Source organism: Blautia luti (assembly GCF_033096465.1).
GTDB lineage: Bacteria > Bacillota > Clostridia > Lachnospirales > Lachnospiraceae > Blautia_A > Blautia_A luti.
The window spans coordinates 387739-404570 of record NZ_AP028156.1 but is presented as its reverse complement, the minus strand read 5'-3'; the positions used below and the strand labels follow the sequence as shown (position 1 = coordinate 404570).

Sequence of the window (16832 nt, the reverse complement as noted above, 5' to 3'; positions counted from 1 at the left end):
TTTTCTGCATTTCTGATATATCTGCTCTTTCATGATCAGATATTCAAAACGCCATTCTCTACTTACCTGATTCGGTTAAATCATCTTCATCTAAAATCAACTTCATTGCCCAAACTGGCACATCTACGTCCCGGTAATTATCCTGCATAAACACAAATGCCGTCTTATATGGAGGCATTTTCTGCGGATAGATCCCGAAACCATCTGTGAAATAAATCAGCCCTTTCAGGTTGTGAAATTCATGCTGTTCCAGCAATCTATCCACCCACTCAAACGCAGGTCTGAAATCTGTTCCACCATCACCGTATAATTCCAGATGTTCCATATAATCCTTCATTTCTTCCTGAGAAGTAATTTTCTTGTCCGTGTGGACTTTCTCGTCACACTGGATGATATGCACATTTATTTTTATAAAAAAACTCTCATTCTCACTGAGTACGCCGTAGGTTTCCTCCAGAAATTTCCGCACCAGTTCCCCGGAACAGGACATGGAAGTGTCAATGACGATCACGAATTCTTCTACTTTCTTCACTTCTTTGGATTCCAATGGTTCAATCAGCGGCATATTGCCATACAACCGCAATCCATAAGTATAAAAATTATAATCAAAACTGTCATTATCTACTGCCATTTCTTCATGAAAAACTGCAAACTTTCGCAGGAATTCTCTGTAGTCATATTTACTTCTGTTCTCAGTTTTAATCTGTTCCAGGAAATCCCCGTCGTGTTCTCCTGCCTCCTGAGAAAACGTCTCCAGGTCTGTCTCGATTCCATCGTTGATCTCACCCCATTTACGGCTGAGCATGGGGTTCGGCTTCTGATCTGGTTTCTTGCTCTCCCAGTATTTGTGGTCGTCTGTACGGAATTCCTGTTCCAGATTTACGAAATCTTTCTCGCTTAAATTCCATCCGGACAGAATCTTATATACTCGCTGGGCATTCAGGGTTTTTCCTTCTTTTTCAAGCAGACGGTAGGTTTCCCTGCGCAGGAGGCTGCGGGAGAAGCGGATACTTCGGTAGTTCATTCCGTCTATGATATGCTCCACTGCGATATCGCAGCTTAAATCCCGCAGGCGCTCCTCAATTGTTTTTTCACTGTCAGCATTATTCTCTCCTGCACTGTAACCAGCACCAATATTTCTACCTGCACCACGCCACGCAAAATGTCTGAAAATGCAGTGAAATACCATATGAAGATATCCTCGATTTACCAGAATTCTGTTCTCTTTATACAATCCGCCAAGCATCTGCGGCTGGAAATACATCACTCTTCCGTCTGTTCCAAATCCATGAATTGAGCCGTCCATCTGATAGGAAAAACTGCTCAACGCCACATCCAGGAAGCGCATTCCCAGATACAGTTCATCCCGTGCTGCCCGCAGAATACTGCTGCCAATTACCTGCAGACGCTCTGCAGTTTCTGCCATTTCCTGTGTTCTATTTTCTGGCTGCATAGTTATTTTCCTCTATATTTGTCCAAGTATTATTCACTCTCAATCAAGTACTCCCTATCTGCTTCACAACTTATCTAATTCGGTAAGATTTCTCTCTTCATTTGAAGGTTTATAATAGAAATTTATTCTCCCGATACTTACAATTCAAATCTCTTCTTTCTCATACTCAGTGGCTTTTCTGCTGGAGATGCGTGAACAGTTTTTTCCAGAACTGGCATGTTCATTTCCTGATGATTCTTTATTTTATCCACACTCACCCGCTCATCACCAACTGACTTATCCACCAGATTTGCTCTCTCATTCATCAGAAATGCGGAAACTTCTGTCTCTTTTCTCTGAGATGCACAGTCAAGGGCAGCATCGATTCCTTCCAAAGTCCAGAGTTTCTGTACTGATATGACTTCCAATCTGTGTATGTCTTCCTGCTTCACCAGATAAACAGCAATCTCTCTCAGATTCTTCTTGATATATCCCTGATATTCTTCTCTGGCTTTCTCGGTCAGTTCATACGGAAATTCCAGTCTGCCGAATGACATATTCACCAGAACTTCCAGCTTATCCATTACTACTGCCATTTCAAACAGCTTGTCATACTCCTGATAATTCAGTTCTTTGTTATAGAAACACTGCCTGTAATTACTTCCCGAACCATGATATTCCGTATACAGAATACGCGCCGGAGTGTTCTCAACTGCCTCGTCATAGTGCTCTGGAAATACGAGTCTCGCCTCACATTTGCTGTCTTTTCTATGCACCTTTCCTGTCTCAAACATATCTCCTGCCAGGCGTCGTTCTGGTACAGTCTGCTCATTTTTATCCTCATAAAGAAATGTCACATCAATCCTCTGCCACATCTCCCCAAGCATTTCTTTAACACCAGACTTCTTTCCCTGTTTCATATGCACGGTCAACTTCTCCAATGCATGACATCCAGTGAATGCCCCACATCCAATCTGCATGAGACTGTCAGAGAATTCCAGCTTCTTCAGATTCCCGCATCCATAAAAAATATACCGTCCAATCTCCCGCAGACTGTCCGGGAAAACAATCTCCTCAACTTCATTTCCTGCCAGAACACGCTCTTCCCTGCCAAATCCAAATCCATCTTCCATCTCCCAGACACTGGCATCCTTAAGCTCTTCCGTCTCATCCATATGACTGGAGAACGCATACGGCGCAGCACTGATCACCATTTTCTCATCTATCATCTCCGGAATCTCAACCCTGCTCTCAATTCCCAAACATCGCAGAATCTCAATTCCACCAGATTTCTCTCTGTAATATATCTTCATTTTTCTCTCCCCGGAAATCTATTTTTCAAAAATATTTCATTTCACAATTTACAATAAAGACTTCCATTTTGAATAACTTTATTATGGCACAGAAAATTGCTGTTACATAATAAAATCATCCCTGAAAAGTATAATACTTCCCAGGAATTTTTTCCAGATAATATGAATTTGTTCTTTGTCTCTGACAACATAAATCCATTTTTACGAAAAGTACGATTCAACATTATCGTAAAACCAGCTCCGGCTTGAAATTCAGATAGTCCCCCGATACCAGCTTGTACTCGATTCCCTCCACATAACCTTTGAAACTGTCATCATATCGTTTTTCTCCATGGCAATGTGAATAAATTACTTTCTCCGCGCCATACTCCTGCGCCATCAATGTGAATGGGCTTTCCATTTCACCGATGCTTGTTGGCGGATAATGAAGAAACATAATAAATTTCTCATATCCTGCTGCCTTCGCTGCTTCAAAAGAACAACGCAGACGTTCCAGTTCACGGTCTCTGATCTTCAGGAAGTGTTCGTAGCTGTCTTTTCCTTCATAGCAATAGCCTTTTGTTCCTACCAGCGCATAGTCCTCATATATATAAAAATTATTCTGCAGAAACTCCAGCTTTCCTCTGAACATCTCATTCAGCTTCTCAGTCTTCTTTGCATCCCAGAACATATCGTGATTCCCACGAAGCAGAATCTTTCTTCCCGGCAATGCCATAATAAAGTCTAAATCCGCCTGGCACTCCTCCAGATTCCGTCCCCAGGAATGATCACCTGTGATCACCACCATGTCGTTCTCTGTTACTTTCTTCTTCCAGTATTTCTCAATCTTTACTACGTGATTCTTCCATCTCTTATCAAACACATCCATTGGTTTATGAACCGTAAATGACAGATGAAAATCACCGATTGCGTATAAACTCATTTTCTAAATATCCCTCCGCTTAATTGATTTACCCAACATCTTCTGCAGCACTTTCCTGTAAAAGAAAATCGTCAGTCCCGTAGCCGCAAGCCATCCAAACGGCCATGCCATCCAGATTCCTGTACTTGCAAATTTCTGTGAGAAAATAAGTGCAAAAATAATTCTTAAAATCAAATCAGGGATAGTTGCCAATACGAAGTAAAGCATTGCACCATATCCACGGATAATCCCGTCCGTCATAAGCTTGACCACGATCATCAGATACCATGGCGACACGATCTGCAGAAATGCCACACCTGCATCCAATGCTCCTGTGCTCTCTGCATTAAGAAACAGGCTCATCATCTGACGGCTAAATCCAAAGTACAGAATCACAAACGGCAAAGCTGTCAGTTCTGCCAATTTTAAACCAGTTTTAAATCCCATGGGAATCCTCTCCGGCTTCCCTGCACCCAGGTTCTGTGCAGTATAACTGGACAGACAGGAACCAAGTGTCATAAAAATATTAATAACAAACGTATTCAGCTTAATTGCTCCTGAATATCCTGCCACAACCGCCGAACCATACTGATTAATGATCGCCTGCACCACCAGATTTCCCACGCTGAGCACACTCTGCTGCAAAATACTCGGCACTGCGATCGCCAGAATCTGCTTACATAATTTTCCATCAAATAGCGGCTGCTTTTCCGCAGTCATGGCACTGAGTCTGTGAAGCACCGTGATCAGAACCAGGATTGCAGAAATCCCCTGTGCAATAAATGTCGCCCATGCCACACCACTGACTCCCCAACGAAATATTGCCACAAACAAAAAATCCAGAAAAATATTTCCGGCAGAAGAACCAAGCAGGAAATACAATGGAGTCTTAGAGTCTCCAAGTGCCGTACAGATACCTGTGCAGACATTATAAAGCATCAAAAACAACAATCCAAACACATAAATTTTCAGGTACAGCTCTCCATCTGCCAGAATATCCTCCGGTGTCCGGATCCACAACATCATACTCCTGCATGCCATGCACCCAAATAGTGTCAAAGCAATTCCAAGTGCTCCAGATGCTACAAATGCAGTAGTAACTGCCCTTCTTACCCCTTTTCTGTCACCTGCCCCAAACAATCTGGACACAATCACCGAAGTTCCCAGATTCATTCCCACTGCAAATGCCATAAAGATCACAGTGATCGGATAAGACGCTCCAACCGCTGCCAGAGCATCTTCCCCCGCAAATTTCCCTGCAATCATGCTGTCTGCAATATTATAAATCTGTTGAAACATCACACTGAGCATCATTGGCAGCAAAAAACGCCATAGCGTTTTGTTCGGATGCTCCTTTGTCAGATCTGTAACCACCATTCTTTCCTCCTATTATTTTTATTGTTTCTTTGTTTTCCTTGTTACATCCTGTATTTTAGCCTTATTTTCAATATAAAACCAGTGCTATAATTATCCTGTTTTACAACGATATTGACATTTCATCTGTTCGACAATATCTAAACTGTTTACATATTACAGCAATACATAAAAAAGAACCAAAATATAAAGAAAGGATTTCCTATGGCAAAAGCATAATTTCTCATGCCGGGCGGCTTCTCACAACTACCGATCTACCTGTTTCTGAGGTAATGAATGAAAGCGGCTTCACTAATCAGAACATTTTTAACCAGCTTTTTAAAAATCTTTATGGAATGACGCCCCGGCAATCACGAATCAGTACTGTTAACACAGAATATTCCAAAGAAAGTATATAAAATGCTTGCATAAAATATCAGATAGTCAGAAAATGAAATTAGAGATTTTTTACACACAAGAAGATCTATTCAGGAGGTATGGAAAACATGTTAGAAATAAGATTTGCCACTATAGGAACCAGTAAGATTACCAGAAATTTTCTCAGTGCTGCCAGCAATGTACCAGAATTTAAACTGGAGGCAGTATATTCAAGAAATATCAAAAACGCTGAAGAATTTGGAAACTCTTATGGTGTAACAAAATTCTATGATAATTTAACATCGCTGGCAGAAGACAGTACCATTGATGCTGTATACATCGCAAGTCCGAACGCATTTCACTGCTCACAGGCAATCCAGATGATGAAAGCAGGCAAGCATATACTTTGTGAAAAGACTATTGCATCGAATCAGAAGGAGGCAGAAGAAATGTTCCGAACCGCTTCAGAAAATCATGTGATTTTACTGGAAGCCATGCGTTCTGTATTTGATCCGGGAATGGATGCTGTAAAAGCAAATATGAATAAATTAGGCGTGATCCGCAGAGCAACTATTAATTATTGTCAATATTCCAGCCGTTATGACAGTTTTCTTCAGGGACAGGACCACAATATCTTCCGCCGGGACTGTTCTGCCGGAGCATTAATGGACATTGGAACCTATTGCGTTCACGGTCTGCTCTGCCTGTTCGGAAAACCTCAACAGGTTGTTGGATTTTCAGACATGATCCGCGGTGACATTGACGGCGCAGGAACTATTCTTGCAAAATATCCGGATATGATCGCAGAAGTAGAGTATTCAAAAATCACCAATTCAAAAGTCCCAAGTGAAATTCAGGGCGAAAAAGGAATCATGCTGATCCATGAGATCAACTGCCTGGAAAATGTAAAAATTATTTATAATGATGGAACAGAAGAAGTCGTTTATTTCAGAAATAAGGAAAACAACATGAAATATGAACTAGAACATTTCATTCGTATGGTACACGGTCAGGAACAAAATCAGTTGCATACACAGCGTTCTCTGGACGCAATAGAACTGATGGATGAAATCCGCAGACAATGCCATATCTCATTCCCGGCAGACAAATAGATAGAATCGCTGAATCTGATATTTTTACCAGATTTCAGCGATTTTTATTTTCTGCTGAAAATATGGAGCAAAATAATCTCTTATACTTCCAGCACCATTTTCAAAATATAATTTCCTGTCATATTTCCACTTTTACAATCTATTTTATACCTTTTTACCAAATCGTGCAAAATTATTTCGGTCAATTTTGTCAGTTTAAAGTGTTAAAGTACTGGATTTTAAACTAACATCATGTTATACTTGATAAGAACGAAAAATATCTGGACGACTTTTCAGATCATTGGGATATTACTTAACAGTTCTCTATCATCTGAAAAAAAGTCCACATGATATTTATATGGAGGAAACCGATCATGTCAATTATCATTAATCACGAACTCCCTTTACCGGAGATCCTGAAATCTCAGTACCCACTCAGCCAGGAGCTGAAAGAAATTAAGAAACAGCGTGATGAAGAAATCCGTCGTATCTTCACCGGTGAATCAGATAAATTTATTGTCCTTGTAGGACCTTGTTCTGCTGATAACGAAGATACTGTCTGCGAATATGTGCGCAGACTGAAAGAAGTGGCAGATAAAGTATCAGATAAACTGATGATCATCCCGAGAGTTTATACCAATAAACCGCGTACTACCGGTGACGGCTACAAGGGAATGCTTCACCAGCCAGACCCTGATAAAGCTCCTGACCTTCTTGCCGGAATTATTGCGATCCGTAAGATGCATATGAGAGTTATGCAGGAAACAGGACTTTCTTCTGCTGATGAAATGCTCTACCCTGAGAACCGCAGCTACCTGGATGATATTCTTTCCTATGAAGCGGTAGGTGCACGTTCTGTAGAGAATCAGCAGCATCGTCTTACTGCCAGCGGTATGGATATTCCAGTTGGTATGAAGAACCCAACCTGCGGTGACCTTTCCGTTATGTTGAACTCTGTAACTGCTGCACAGCATCCGCACCACTTCATTTACAGAGGGTGCGATGTAGAAACATCCGGAAATGACCTGGCACATACTATTCTCCGCGGCGGTGTAAACCAGTATGGACAGACAATCCCGAACTATCATTATGAAGATCTGATGCATCTGGCTTCATTATATGCAAAAAAAGATCTCAAGAACCCTGCTGTTGTTGTAGATGCCAACCATTCTAACTCCAACAAACAGTACAAAGAACAGATCCGTATCGTTACAGAAGTACTTCACAGCCGCAACTACAACCCGGATCTCAAGAAACTGGTTAAAGGTGTTATGATCGAAAGCTACCTCCTCGAAGGCCGCCAGGACATCAGCGACCACATGACTCCGGGCTGCTCTATTACAGACCCATGCCTCGGATGGGAAGATACAGAACGCCTGATTTATGATATTGCAGAGAAATGCTGATATCAAACAAATATTAGTATCATCAAATGGGCTGTTGCACCAACATGCGACAGCCCATTGCAAAACATTCAATGACACGACTATACTTTTTCTGAAGCAAAATTGGATTTGCGTTCATACTTCCACTTCCTTTTCTTTCATCACATCAAGAAGATCGTCTACAATATATTCCCTGCTCTGAGTATGCAGCACTTCATATTCTAGCACAATATAGCCATTCAGAATATCGCTCTTTTCTGTAAATGCCTGATAGACACGTTCTGCATCCACCCCAGCTTTGCTGCAACATTTTCAATACAAAATACAGCAAATTCCAGTTCATTGGAATTTTTGATTTTTTCATCTGTCATTATAAACAGAACCTCCTATTATTTTGCATATCCTTCACATATACTTATTTTATACATGGGGTCTGGTATCTTATATATTAAATATACAAGTTAATTCAAATTAATTAATTTTTTATAAAATGAATTAGCACAAGATTTGGCATTGTTTTTATCCAAATTAGCTGAAAACTTAATAAACTCTTGTATTTTAGAATTTTGATACTCAAAGGATTTAAGATCAAATTCTTTGACGATATTACACCAACGCTCTACACGCGCACCTCCAGAAGAAATTTTTTGAAGAACTTCTTCATCGTGAGGTAAACATTGCTCGATATAATAGATCCAATCGCTTTGAGAAAGTTTTTGTAATATATCCTCTGCAGGCTCAATAGCCTCAAAGGATCTTCCATAAGCATTTCCTAAAAGAACCATTAATGTAGCACTAATACATTCTTTAATTGCTGGTTTTGGAATTTTCGTTCCCATTCTATTTAATTCTTTAACGGCACTAGGTTCATTATAAAAATTATTCATAGCATAATGTATACTTTTAAGATTTTTAGCGGCTTCAATAAAGGTCAAAGAACGTAAGTTTTCTGGAACATAATCAAAACCACGAACAGACATTAAGGCTTTTGTAAATGCTGAAATAAGTTTAGTATTTCCATCATTTTTATGTTTACTGAATGTTAATCCTAAAAAATATTTATCATCTGATGTAAGGTCTTTCCAAATTGTTTTAATTATTAAAATGAAATTTGACTCTACTGTTTCAAATTCAGCGCCTTCCGTTGATGAAAGCAAATTAACCAAAGTTCGTATTGTTGTTTTTTTATAAAAATATGGACTAGCATTAAGAGATTCAAGCTTTGTAGGATTGCCAGAAAAATCCTCAACTTTTAAACTTGTTCTAAAATCCGTATACTCAATTTGAATATTTGAATCTTCATATCCTAAAATATATTGTATACAAGGTCTGATAACAGAATCACTTTCGTTTTGGGGCATTTCTTCCATAACATCACGCTCCAAATAATGCTGAACTATTTCATTAGCATGTGTTAATCGCATTTTTCCTGTAGCATTTATAAATCCTAACTCCATTGCTAGGTTTATTACTTCAAAAGCAGGTAGGTTCTGAATATAGTCAAGATTGTCAATTCCTACCATTTCACTGACAAACTGAAGACCTAATGCCAAAACTCTATTTCGTAAAATAGCAATAGATCGATTCCAAATAGATTCAGATGCCATTTCAAAGAAACCGGCATTATAATTTTGGGAAATTGCAGATAATTCCCGCGTTTTCAATTGATAATTATAATTCAATATAACATCTAAAGTCGCAACTTTAGGAAGTTCTATGCCTGAATTACTTTGCCAAAGAGCCGGAGAAACTATATCTGAATTATTCGATGGAGTAATTTCTAAATGTGTGTTTTCCACTGTAGTAACCTCCTTTTTTTCATACGAAATAATTGCATATTCATAAGGTTTGGAATTTCTAGTTGCAATAGACGTATTTCCAACTATTGTTCCAACTAAAGTAGGTGTTTGCTTTTTGTAATTTTGAGAACACCATTCCTCCAAATTCTCGCATATTTGAACTTTTAATTTGTCCAAAAGTATTGTTTGTTCCAATGGACTACCTTTTATAGCCTCAGCAAGATAATAGGTAAAGACCCCTTGTTCCAAGTTTTCATCAGGATAGCTACATTCATTTTCAGAACAAGAAGCTAAAGTTACACAGCTTTTATCAGATAGGGTTTCAACAAACAAACTAATTTGTTCTCCTCGAGGCGAAAGGCCAGAATGACATGCATCTAAAATTATAAAACAATTACATTTTTTATTTAACATAATTTCATTTAGTTTTTTCAGCTCAATCGCTGTTTTAGCAATATCACTTTTCTTAGTATTGGGTAATATTAAAAAACCTTCTGATTCAATTTTCATACCATGTCCTGCAAAATAAAACATAACGGTATCATCAGAATCCGCATTATCTATAAGTAATGATAACTTTTTATATATTTGTTCAGGGGTAGTGTCATCATCAATATATGCTGGGATCAATTCCAGGTTTGAATAACCATAGTCACAATAATTTACGAGTGTCTCTTGTAACAGAAGCGCATCGCTGTGGCAATAACAAATATCATCATATTCTTTATATTCTTCACAACTAAGCATTAATCCATATCGTTTCATAATCTATCATCCTTGATATCTAATATTGTTCTTTCCGAATATCTAGTATTATCTCGTAAGTTTTATTCCCTTTATACTCTTTAAGATAGTATCCTTATTCTTTTCATGGAGATAAACCTTATTCAATCTGGACTTTTTGTATTTCAGATACGCCCCTTCGGTTTGTTCAATCAATAATTTAGTAAAGTACCTCTCCCAACTAAAGAATTCACTGCTCTCAATATATTCTTCCGGAGCCTGTAGGATTTCACGAATCACATTTTCTTTGAGTAACCCTGAATTCAAAATAATCCATTCAAAAGATTCCGGCAAATACAGATGAATATTCTTTTTTGCCTGGCATTGTTTATATAACCGGTTCATTTCTGCTCCAATAGCAGCTCCATCTGCAATTACACATATCTGCCTGTCATCCGCTTTTTGAAGCAAGTCAAAAATTTTTGTCTTCCCATGTGCACTTTCGCACTCCAGATTCTGATCTTCACTTACCGAATGAAAAAAATCATATCCTGAATTTGAATCTTCAACAATTATTTTTTCCGGTTTTATCGGCAGAATATTTTCATCAGAATATATCCTGTACATCTGCTGGTATACTTTTCGTGTATTCTGATATTTCCCCGAAGAATGCAGACCATATATTTCTTCTACGCTATAGGGCAGGTTATATAAATTTTCTCTGGTAATCAGTACATAATAATTATCTGAATTCTGAATAGCAGAAGCAAATTCCTCTGTGTTGATAAAAGTATTTTCCTCATCAATAAAAATAATACTCTTTGAAATACTCTCAAGTATTACCTTCCAGTTTCTGCCTTCTAAAATCCTGCATGGAACATCACAATTCACATCAACTCCACTGTCAGCTCCCAGATTTTCTGCCTGCCGCAGCATATTGATCAAAGTCGTTTTTCCAGTTGCACTATTGCCCTGGATAATCGTAATATTTCGCTTTATGTCAAACTCATAGTGTAACCTGTTATTTTGTACAATAACCTTATGCAATCCCTTCATACACAGTCACCTTATACATACAATCCTGCAACGCTGACAAACTCCGGCATATTATGGACTATTTCTCCGGTGTTCAGAATTTTCATCTCAAATTCACCATCTCCGAATTCCATAATATGTCTGAGATTAATTGTCAAATTTTTGCTTTCAGCAATTTTCAAAATCCATTTTGCACAGTTGTCCCCACATGCTGATGCATTAAAAATTCTTCCTGTTTCATCAAATAACATCAACAATATCGTCTTTACGCCACCTGATAAATCCTTAGGCGAAATAGGTCCAAGAACCGGGCTTTCAATCAGATGCGCACTTACCACATCGGATTTGTCCACATCTCGAATAATCTCAATAGACCGCTTGTCTATGATCCATTCATCCTCATATCGATTATCAAAATAAACTGGTGGGTAATAAACTGCCTCGTCCATTTTTCCCAGGTACACATTCAACATAATTCTACTCCATTTATTAATTAGATTTTCAGTCGCATAGACCTTAGTAGCATTTACTATAATTGCAATATTTTTGAAAATTTCCCCAAGTTAGGGAAGTTTTATCTCGTCTTCTTTTTACAAAAAAATCTTCTGTCTGGTTTCTTATGTTCAAAGTCTCTCTCATATCTTGCTTTCATATCAAAATAATGATCTACAATAAAATTACAACTAACCTTTGACGTAAAATTTGACTCACCCCATACATATCCTGATAAATATTTACATTCGACTAGGTAATCTGCATCTTCTTTAGGCATTTTAAAACTAACCTCTGTACTATTAAACTCATCCATTTGTTTTTTAATTTCGTTCAAATAATTTTCATATTTCTTATCTAACACTTTAAAGTTTGTAGCATTTAATAAAGTTTTACCCATTCTATATTTATGAAAAGGATTTTTATTTCTATAAATCTCGTCAATATTTTTTGTTACAATTTCCATGTCATGAGTAAGACGATTTGTCTCTGTTGTCGTACAGCAAATTCCTTTCATAGAAGACTTCTTTTCTATTACTATTTCATTAATTTCATCTAATATTTTCTTTTGACACTCCACGCTATCTGTCTGTCTTAATAAATTATATTTATCTTGTGTTAGCTCTATAAAATCCCCATAATAATCAATATATTCTTTTAAAAATAATCTCTGCCGCACCGGATCAAATAAAAACCATATATTAGACCAATTGTTTGATAAATCTCGGTACAATTTTGCATATTCATCAAACCATTCTATAGAATTCTCTTTCTTAAATCGCATACAATGAACAAACAAATCACTTTGTGAAAAGATAAATGCTTCCATATCTTTTCTTCTACATTCATTATAACTCACTACTCCCACTATAAAAGATATAATTGAACTTCCCCATACTCCTAAAATCAAATTTGATATATATGTATTCCAATTATACCCGCCAGAACATTTACTTGGATTCCAATCAAATACACAAAATGCATATAGTAATGCCGATATAACACTACATATTATAGTTATGTATATAATATTTCTTTGAGTCTTCATTGCCAACCTTTCCTTTTTTGTATAATATTTTTCTCTTCCACAATAACTCCAAATTAATCCACTAGCCTACTATTTTCCGCATCTTTCTTTTGAAAAAAAGCTGTTTGTATTAAACAAACAGCTACCAAACCTCATTTAAAATAAATTACCTCGCTCATTTACATTATATACTATATCAAAAAGTATACATAAATTCCTTGCTTTTATAAATATTTCCTTCTTAATTTTACCCTGGCTCTACACCGATGTCAACACAATTGATATGCATGATAGTTATATCCTCTTTTGTTGTAAATTAATATCGAATAGCCTTATATACCAAATTTAATGCATTTGATTTTACTCTATCTACAGCAACTTCATCAAACTTACCATCTAAATAGTACGCGTACCCCATTTCATCCCAGTCATTGCTTAATTCTATTTCATAATTTTCAATTTTTATTCCATATTTAAGCATTTCTATAAGTTGATGTTCCTCTGAAGGATCTTCCAGCATTTTACCATTCTCTCTTGTTCTCCCATTAAATACCGCAAAGTAAGTCTTAATCCAGGGTATATTTTCTTCGGTTACATTTAAGAATCCTGAACATTTAGCCAACATACTATTATGTAAATTAGTCAACTGGAAACATTTTAGAACTATCCGTTCAATCAGATCAAAATCAATTGCATCACCTATCATATTAAATGGCACATTATAAGAAAAGAATTCGCGCATATCCTTATGTTTAGTAATATAATCTTTCATATCCACATCAAAAAAATTATTACGTGTGTAGTAATCGCAAAATAAATTTTTTAATTTTTGATGTGTAATTTCACTAATACTATTATTCAAATCACTATTAAGAAATAATACTGACCACATCGCGTGAAATAAAGAATAGTACGTTAAAAAGTACGTTGCCGAAATGCACCCATTATCACGAGCAACTTTCGACTCTTCAAAAAGTATTGCGGATGTTATTATTTCTCGCCTTGCTCTAATACTTCTGTTTGCCATAATAATTGTCTTTATTTCTGAACCATCGCGAAAATATTTCCTATACTTTGCCATCCAGTCCACATAATATTGTTGGGCTTCATCGTCACTTATAGACTGTTCTAAAAATTCAAAATCGCTATTAACATCTTTTATTCTTCCACTAAATTTCATAACTTTTGCCCTCTAAATTTTTCTTATTTACAATAATAACATAAAAACAGGATAATGCATATTCCTTTATATCCGCAATCTCCCAATCCCTGGAAATCAGTATAGGAAGTATCTTCTGAGTCATGAAATTCATCTGATGTCTCTTTTTCTAGCTTTCTTTCATAAAACGTTTTTTATAGCCGTTATTTTCATCATCTTCAATTACAAAAATATCATAAACATCCTGTTCTTCTAACCACTCTCCCAGATCAACTACAATGAATGCCCCGTCATCTTTTACTTCCGTAACAATCTTTTTGCAGTTTAATTGATCATAGTCAATAAAAATCTCGTTTTTGCATATACGGTAAGTATCCTTCTCGATACTCTTAGCTTCTACCGAAATTGCTAAAAAGCAGTCCATCAGTAATGTGGAAAGAACCATCATTATTCCTTTTTCATCGTTTTGTTTCTCCATTTATTATCATAGTCAAAAGTCTTACATAATAAATATCGTATTTTTTTACATTGGTCACACTTTTTTTCAATATTTTTTCAAATAATAAAAAAGACTTAATTCACCTCATTTTGATGATGTAACTCACGTCTTCTTTATACTTGTTTTTATATAAATAATGTTTTAAAAATTATCTATTCACCAGAAATACAACTGTCAGGAGCATTTTGAATCTTTCTACCGCGTAAACTGCATGTGGGATTGTTGCCGGCATAACCAGAGTTTCCCCTGCTTTGCAAATATGCTTTACTCTTCCAACGGTGAATTCTCCAAGAGTTTCTGAAATGCCGGATACTCTACCCACCCGAAATAATTATGCTTTTTATTATATTATCGAATACAAACTTTCTCTCAAAATCTTTATCACTTCATCTGATAATGTCCGAATATACTGTTTCATTATGGGGACCATAAAATGGATTCCCTCTATGGACTCTGCTCTTGAAACTGCCACATAAAACTGCCCGGAATCCCAACACTGAGGATCAATGTTAACTTGGCTAAAGGTTTGTCCCTGCGACTTATGGATGCTTAGCGCCCATGCAATTTTAATTGGAAACTGTTTAAAGGATCCTACTATTTTTCTGACTATCTTTTTTACGGTAACAGTTTCACCGTTTTCACCTTTTTCTTTGTGTTCTTCTATATCTTGTCTCTCGATTTCTCGTTCATACCTATATACATCTACCTTCTTTCCCTTATCTGTAAGAACTTGTATACAGGTTGCATCTCCTCTTTCCTTACTGATATCAATTATTGTACCCATGGTGCCATTCACATACTCGCCATTTGCATCATTCGCCGTGAGCATCACTTTTGCCCCAATATTTACTACCAGAGACTGTTTCGCATAACTTATATTTTTAATGTCCTCATAAGTCACATCGCCCTCAATAATAGCATAAAATTTCTTTTCTGTTTTATCATCTAAGGCTCTCATGTGTGCCTGATTGATTTTATCTGCCTTCGCATTGGTCCCAACAAAATAAGGTGCTTCTTCTATCAGATCACTGCTCTGATTGCTTTCCAGATACGCAATCACATTCTGAAGGTTCCTGCCATATTTTATGTCATTCAAAATTCCAAGAAATTCTGCATCTTTCTGTCGACAAACTTCTTCTAACTTTACACAATGAAACTTCATTTCTTTCCATGCTTTTGAAAAAAACGCATATCCACGCTCACATGTTTCACCTTGTTCATATTCTGTTCCGTACATTTCCACCAAAATTTCCCGATCTTCTTTTTTTATAACTGGTGGAAGCTGGAAAAAATCCCCTACAACAATAAGCTGTATAGCGTTCTTCTTTTTTCCATTACATGAATATCCAGGTTCTAATCTTTTGTTATTCTCTGCACTTATACTCTTCACTATTGCAGAAAACAGATCGAATAATCATAACCAGTGCCAAACAGGCGAAAGCCGACAGCCATTTAATTATAAGATTATACCTTTTCCTCGGCGGATCTTCCAGTGCTGCCGTGATAAGGTCATCATCAATATAACCGATAGCATTTACAATTCTTGGTATATTCATATGTAGATTCCCTCCTCAATCAGATATTTTTTTAATTTATTTCTGGTACGGGCCAGCATATTCGTTACTTTGCGTTCAGTAAAACCATATTTTTCCGCAATAGCCCTGTTAGATTCGAAATAAAAATACTTTAGAACAAACACCCTCTGAACCTCTTCTTTTTGTTTACGAAGAAAAATACTGAGCAATTTTCCAATCTCTTCATCGTTCCTTCCAGGCGCATGTCTTTCATCTGGCAGTACCTCTGTAAGTTCATCCAATGCCATAACCATATCAGCCGACCTCTTTTTAGCTGTCAGATGCCTTACTCTATCTACAGAAGTACTTCTGACAATTCTGGAAATATAAGCTTTAAATTTAGCAGGCCTTGTCGGTGGGATTCTATCCCACATTTCTAAATAAGTGGTATTTACACACTCTTCCGAATCCTGGTGATTATTCAGAATTTTATAGGCCATATTACGACAGAACTTCCCATATTTTATATCCGTTTCCTTAATCGCCTGCTCATTTCTTTCAAAATAAAGCTCTATGATTTTTATATCGTCTATGATGTTCATCTCCTCAAAAATGTTTTCAATTATAAAGTCGTATTTTTTTGATGATCGTCTCAAAAAATTTATATTTTTTTGAATTATAGCATGAAAAAGGAGCATATCATCACGATAGCCCCTTCTATTCTCCATAAA

The 16832-nt window shown here is 36.8% G+C and carries 17 protein-coding genes; 3 read left to right on the top strand and 14 right to left on the bottom strand.

Going from position 1 to position 16832, the window contains the following annotated elements:
• Nucleotides 1–58: 58 nt before the first annotated feature.
• The 4 genes from R8695_RS01905 to R8695_RS01890 form a co-directional block, all read right to left on the bottom strand.
• Nucleotides 59–1453, bottom strand: a complete 1395-nt coding sequence (locus R8695_RS01905) for a vWA domain-containing protein (protein WP_154780441.1) — start codon at nucleotides 1451–1453, stop codon at nucleotides 59–61.
• 137 nt (nucleotides 1454–1590) lie between these two features.
• The gene (locus R8695_RS01900; RefSeq protein ID WP_154780442.1) at nucleotides 1591–2745 is read right to left on the bottom strand and encodes a leucine-rich repeat domain-containing protein; all 1155 of its coding nucleotides are present in this window, start codon (nucleotides 2743–2745) and stop codon (nucleotides 1591–1593) included.
• 223 nt (nucleotides 2746–2968) lie between these two features.
• Nucleotides 2969–3667, bottom strand: coding sequence for a metallophosphoesterase (locus R8695_RS01895; protein ID WP_118511987.1), 699 nt, complete (start codon nucleotides 3665–3667; stop codon nucleotides 2969–2971).
• Nucleotides 3668–3670: 3 nt separating this feature from the next.
• A complete protein-coding gene (locus R8695_RS01890) occupies nucleotides 3671–5020 on the bottom strand; it encodes an MATE family efflux transporter (protein WP_167829765.1) in 1350 nt (449 codons plus the stop codon).
• A gap of 89 nt (nucleotides 5021–5109) precedes the next feature.
• Here R8695_RS01890 and R8695_RS17825 point away from each other — a divergent pair, with 89 nt between their 5' ends.
• From R8695_RS17825 to R8695_RS01880, 3 genes are all read left to right on the top strand, one after another.
• The gene (locus R8695_RS17825; protein ID WP_167829766.1) at nucleotides 5110–5418 is read left to right on the top strand and encodes a helix-turn-helix domain-containing protein; all 309 of its coding nucleotides are present in this window, start codon (nucleotides 5110–5112) and stop codon (nucleotides 5416–5418) included.
• Between the two features lie 87 nt (nucleotides 5419–5505).
• Complete coding sequence (locus tag R8695_RS01885) at nucleotides 5506–6489, top strand: Gfo/Idh/MocA family protein (protein ID WP_154780444.1); 984 nt, start codon at nucleotides 5506–5508, stop codon at nucleotides 6487–6489.
• 353 nt (nucleotides 6490–6842) lie between these two features.
• Nucleotides 6843–7874, top strand: a complete 1032-nt coding sequence (locus R8695_RS01880) for a 3-deoxy-7-phosphoheptulonate synthase (RefSeq protein ID WP_154780445.1) — start codon at nucleotides 6843–6845, stop codon at nucleotides 7872–7874.
• Nucleotides 7875–7988: 114 nt separating this feature from the next.
• Here R8695_RS01880 and R8695_RS01875 read toward each other — a convergent pair whose 3' ends face one another.
• From R8695_RS01875 to R8695_RS01825, 10 genes are all read right to left on the bottom strand, one after another.
• Nucleotides 7989–8144 (bottom strand): DUF3791 domain-containing protein, encoded by a 156-nt coding sequence (locus tag R8695_RS01875; protein WP_330585164.1) that lies wholly within the window; start codon nucleotides 8142–8144, stop codon nucleotides 7989–7991.
• A 170-nt stretch (nucleotides 8145–8314) separates the two neighbouring features.
• The gene (locus R8695_RS01870) at nucleotides 8315–10417 is read right to left on the bottom strand and encodes a caspase family protein (RefSeq protein ID WP_154780446.1); all 2103 of its coding nucleotides are present in this window, start codon (nucleotides 10415–10417) and stop codon (nucleotides 8315–8317) included.
• Between the two features lie 48 nt (nucleotides 10418–10465).
• Entirely contained in the window at nucleotides 10466–11002 is a 537-nt protein-coding gene (locus tag R8695_RS01865) for a hypothetical protein (protein ID WP_308418833.1), read from the bottom strand.
• Nucleotides 11003–11442: 440 nt separating this feature from the next.
• Complete coding sequence (locus R8695_RS01860; RefSeq protein WP_118512000.1) at nucleotides 11443–11883, bottom strand: DUF4869 domain-containing protein; 441 nt, start codon at nucleotides 11881–11883, stop codon at nucleotides 11443–11445.
• A gap of 101 nt (nucleotides 11884–11984) precedes the next feature.
• Nucleotides 11985–12950 (bottom strand): hypothetical protein, encoded by a 966-nt coding sequence (locus tag R8695_RS01855; RefSeq protein ID WP_154780447.1) that lies wholly within the window; start codon nucleotides 12948–12950, stop codon nucleotides 11985–11987.
• A 295-nt stretch (nucleotides 12951–13245) separates the two neighbouring features.
• Nucleotides 13246–14109 carry a hypothetical protein gene (locus R8695_RS01850; RefSeq protein ID WP_154780448.1) on the bottom strand — a complete coding sequence of 288 codons (864 nt, stop codon included), beginning with the start codon at nucleotides 14107–14109 and terminating at the stop codon, nucleotides 13246–13248.
• 148 nt (nucleotides 14110–14257) lie between these two features.
• On the bottom strand, nucleotides 14258–14566 hold the full coding sequence (locus R8695_RS01845; protein WP_147419190.1) for a hypothetical protein: 309 nt from the start codon (nucleotides 14564–14566) through the stop codon (nucleotides 14258–14260).
• A 364-nt stretch (nucleotides 14567–14930) separates the two neighbouring features.
• Entirely contained in the window at nucleotides 14931–15977 is a 1047-nt protein-coding gene (locus tag R8695_RS01835; protein WP_154780449.1) for a hypothetical protein, read from the bottom strand.
• Complete coding sequence (locus tag R8695_RS01830; protein ID WP_118512010.1) at nucleotides 15952–16143, bottom strand: TraL conjugative transposon family protein; 192 nt, start codon at nucleotides 16141–16143, stop codon at nucleotides 15952–15954. Before R8695_RS01830 ends, R8695_RS01835 begins: the two co-directional genes overlap by 26 nt.
• Nucleotides 16140–16829 (bottom strand): RNA polymerase sigma factor, encoded by a 690-nt coding sequence (locus tag R8695_RS01825; protein ID WP_243139535.1) that lies wholly within the window; start codon nucleotides 16827–16829, stop codon nucleotides 16140–16142. The genes R8695_RS01830 and R8695_RS01825 overlap by 4 nt, the downstream gene beginning before the upstream one ends.
• Nucleotides 16830–16832: the final 3 nt, after the last annotated feature.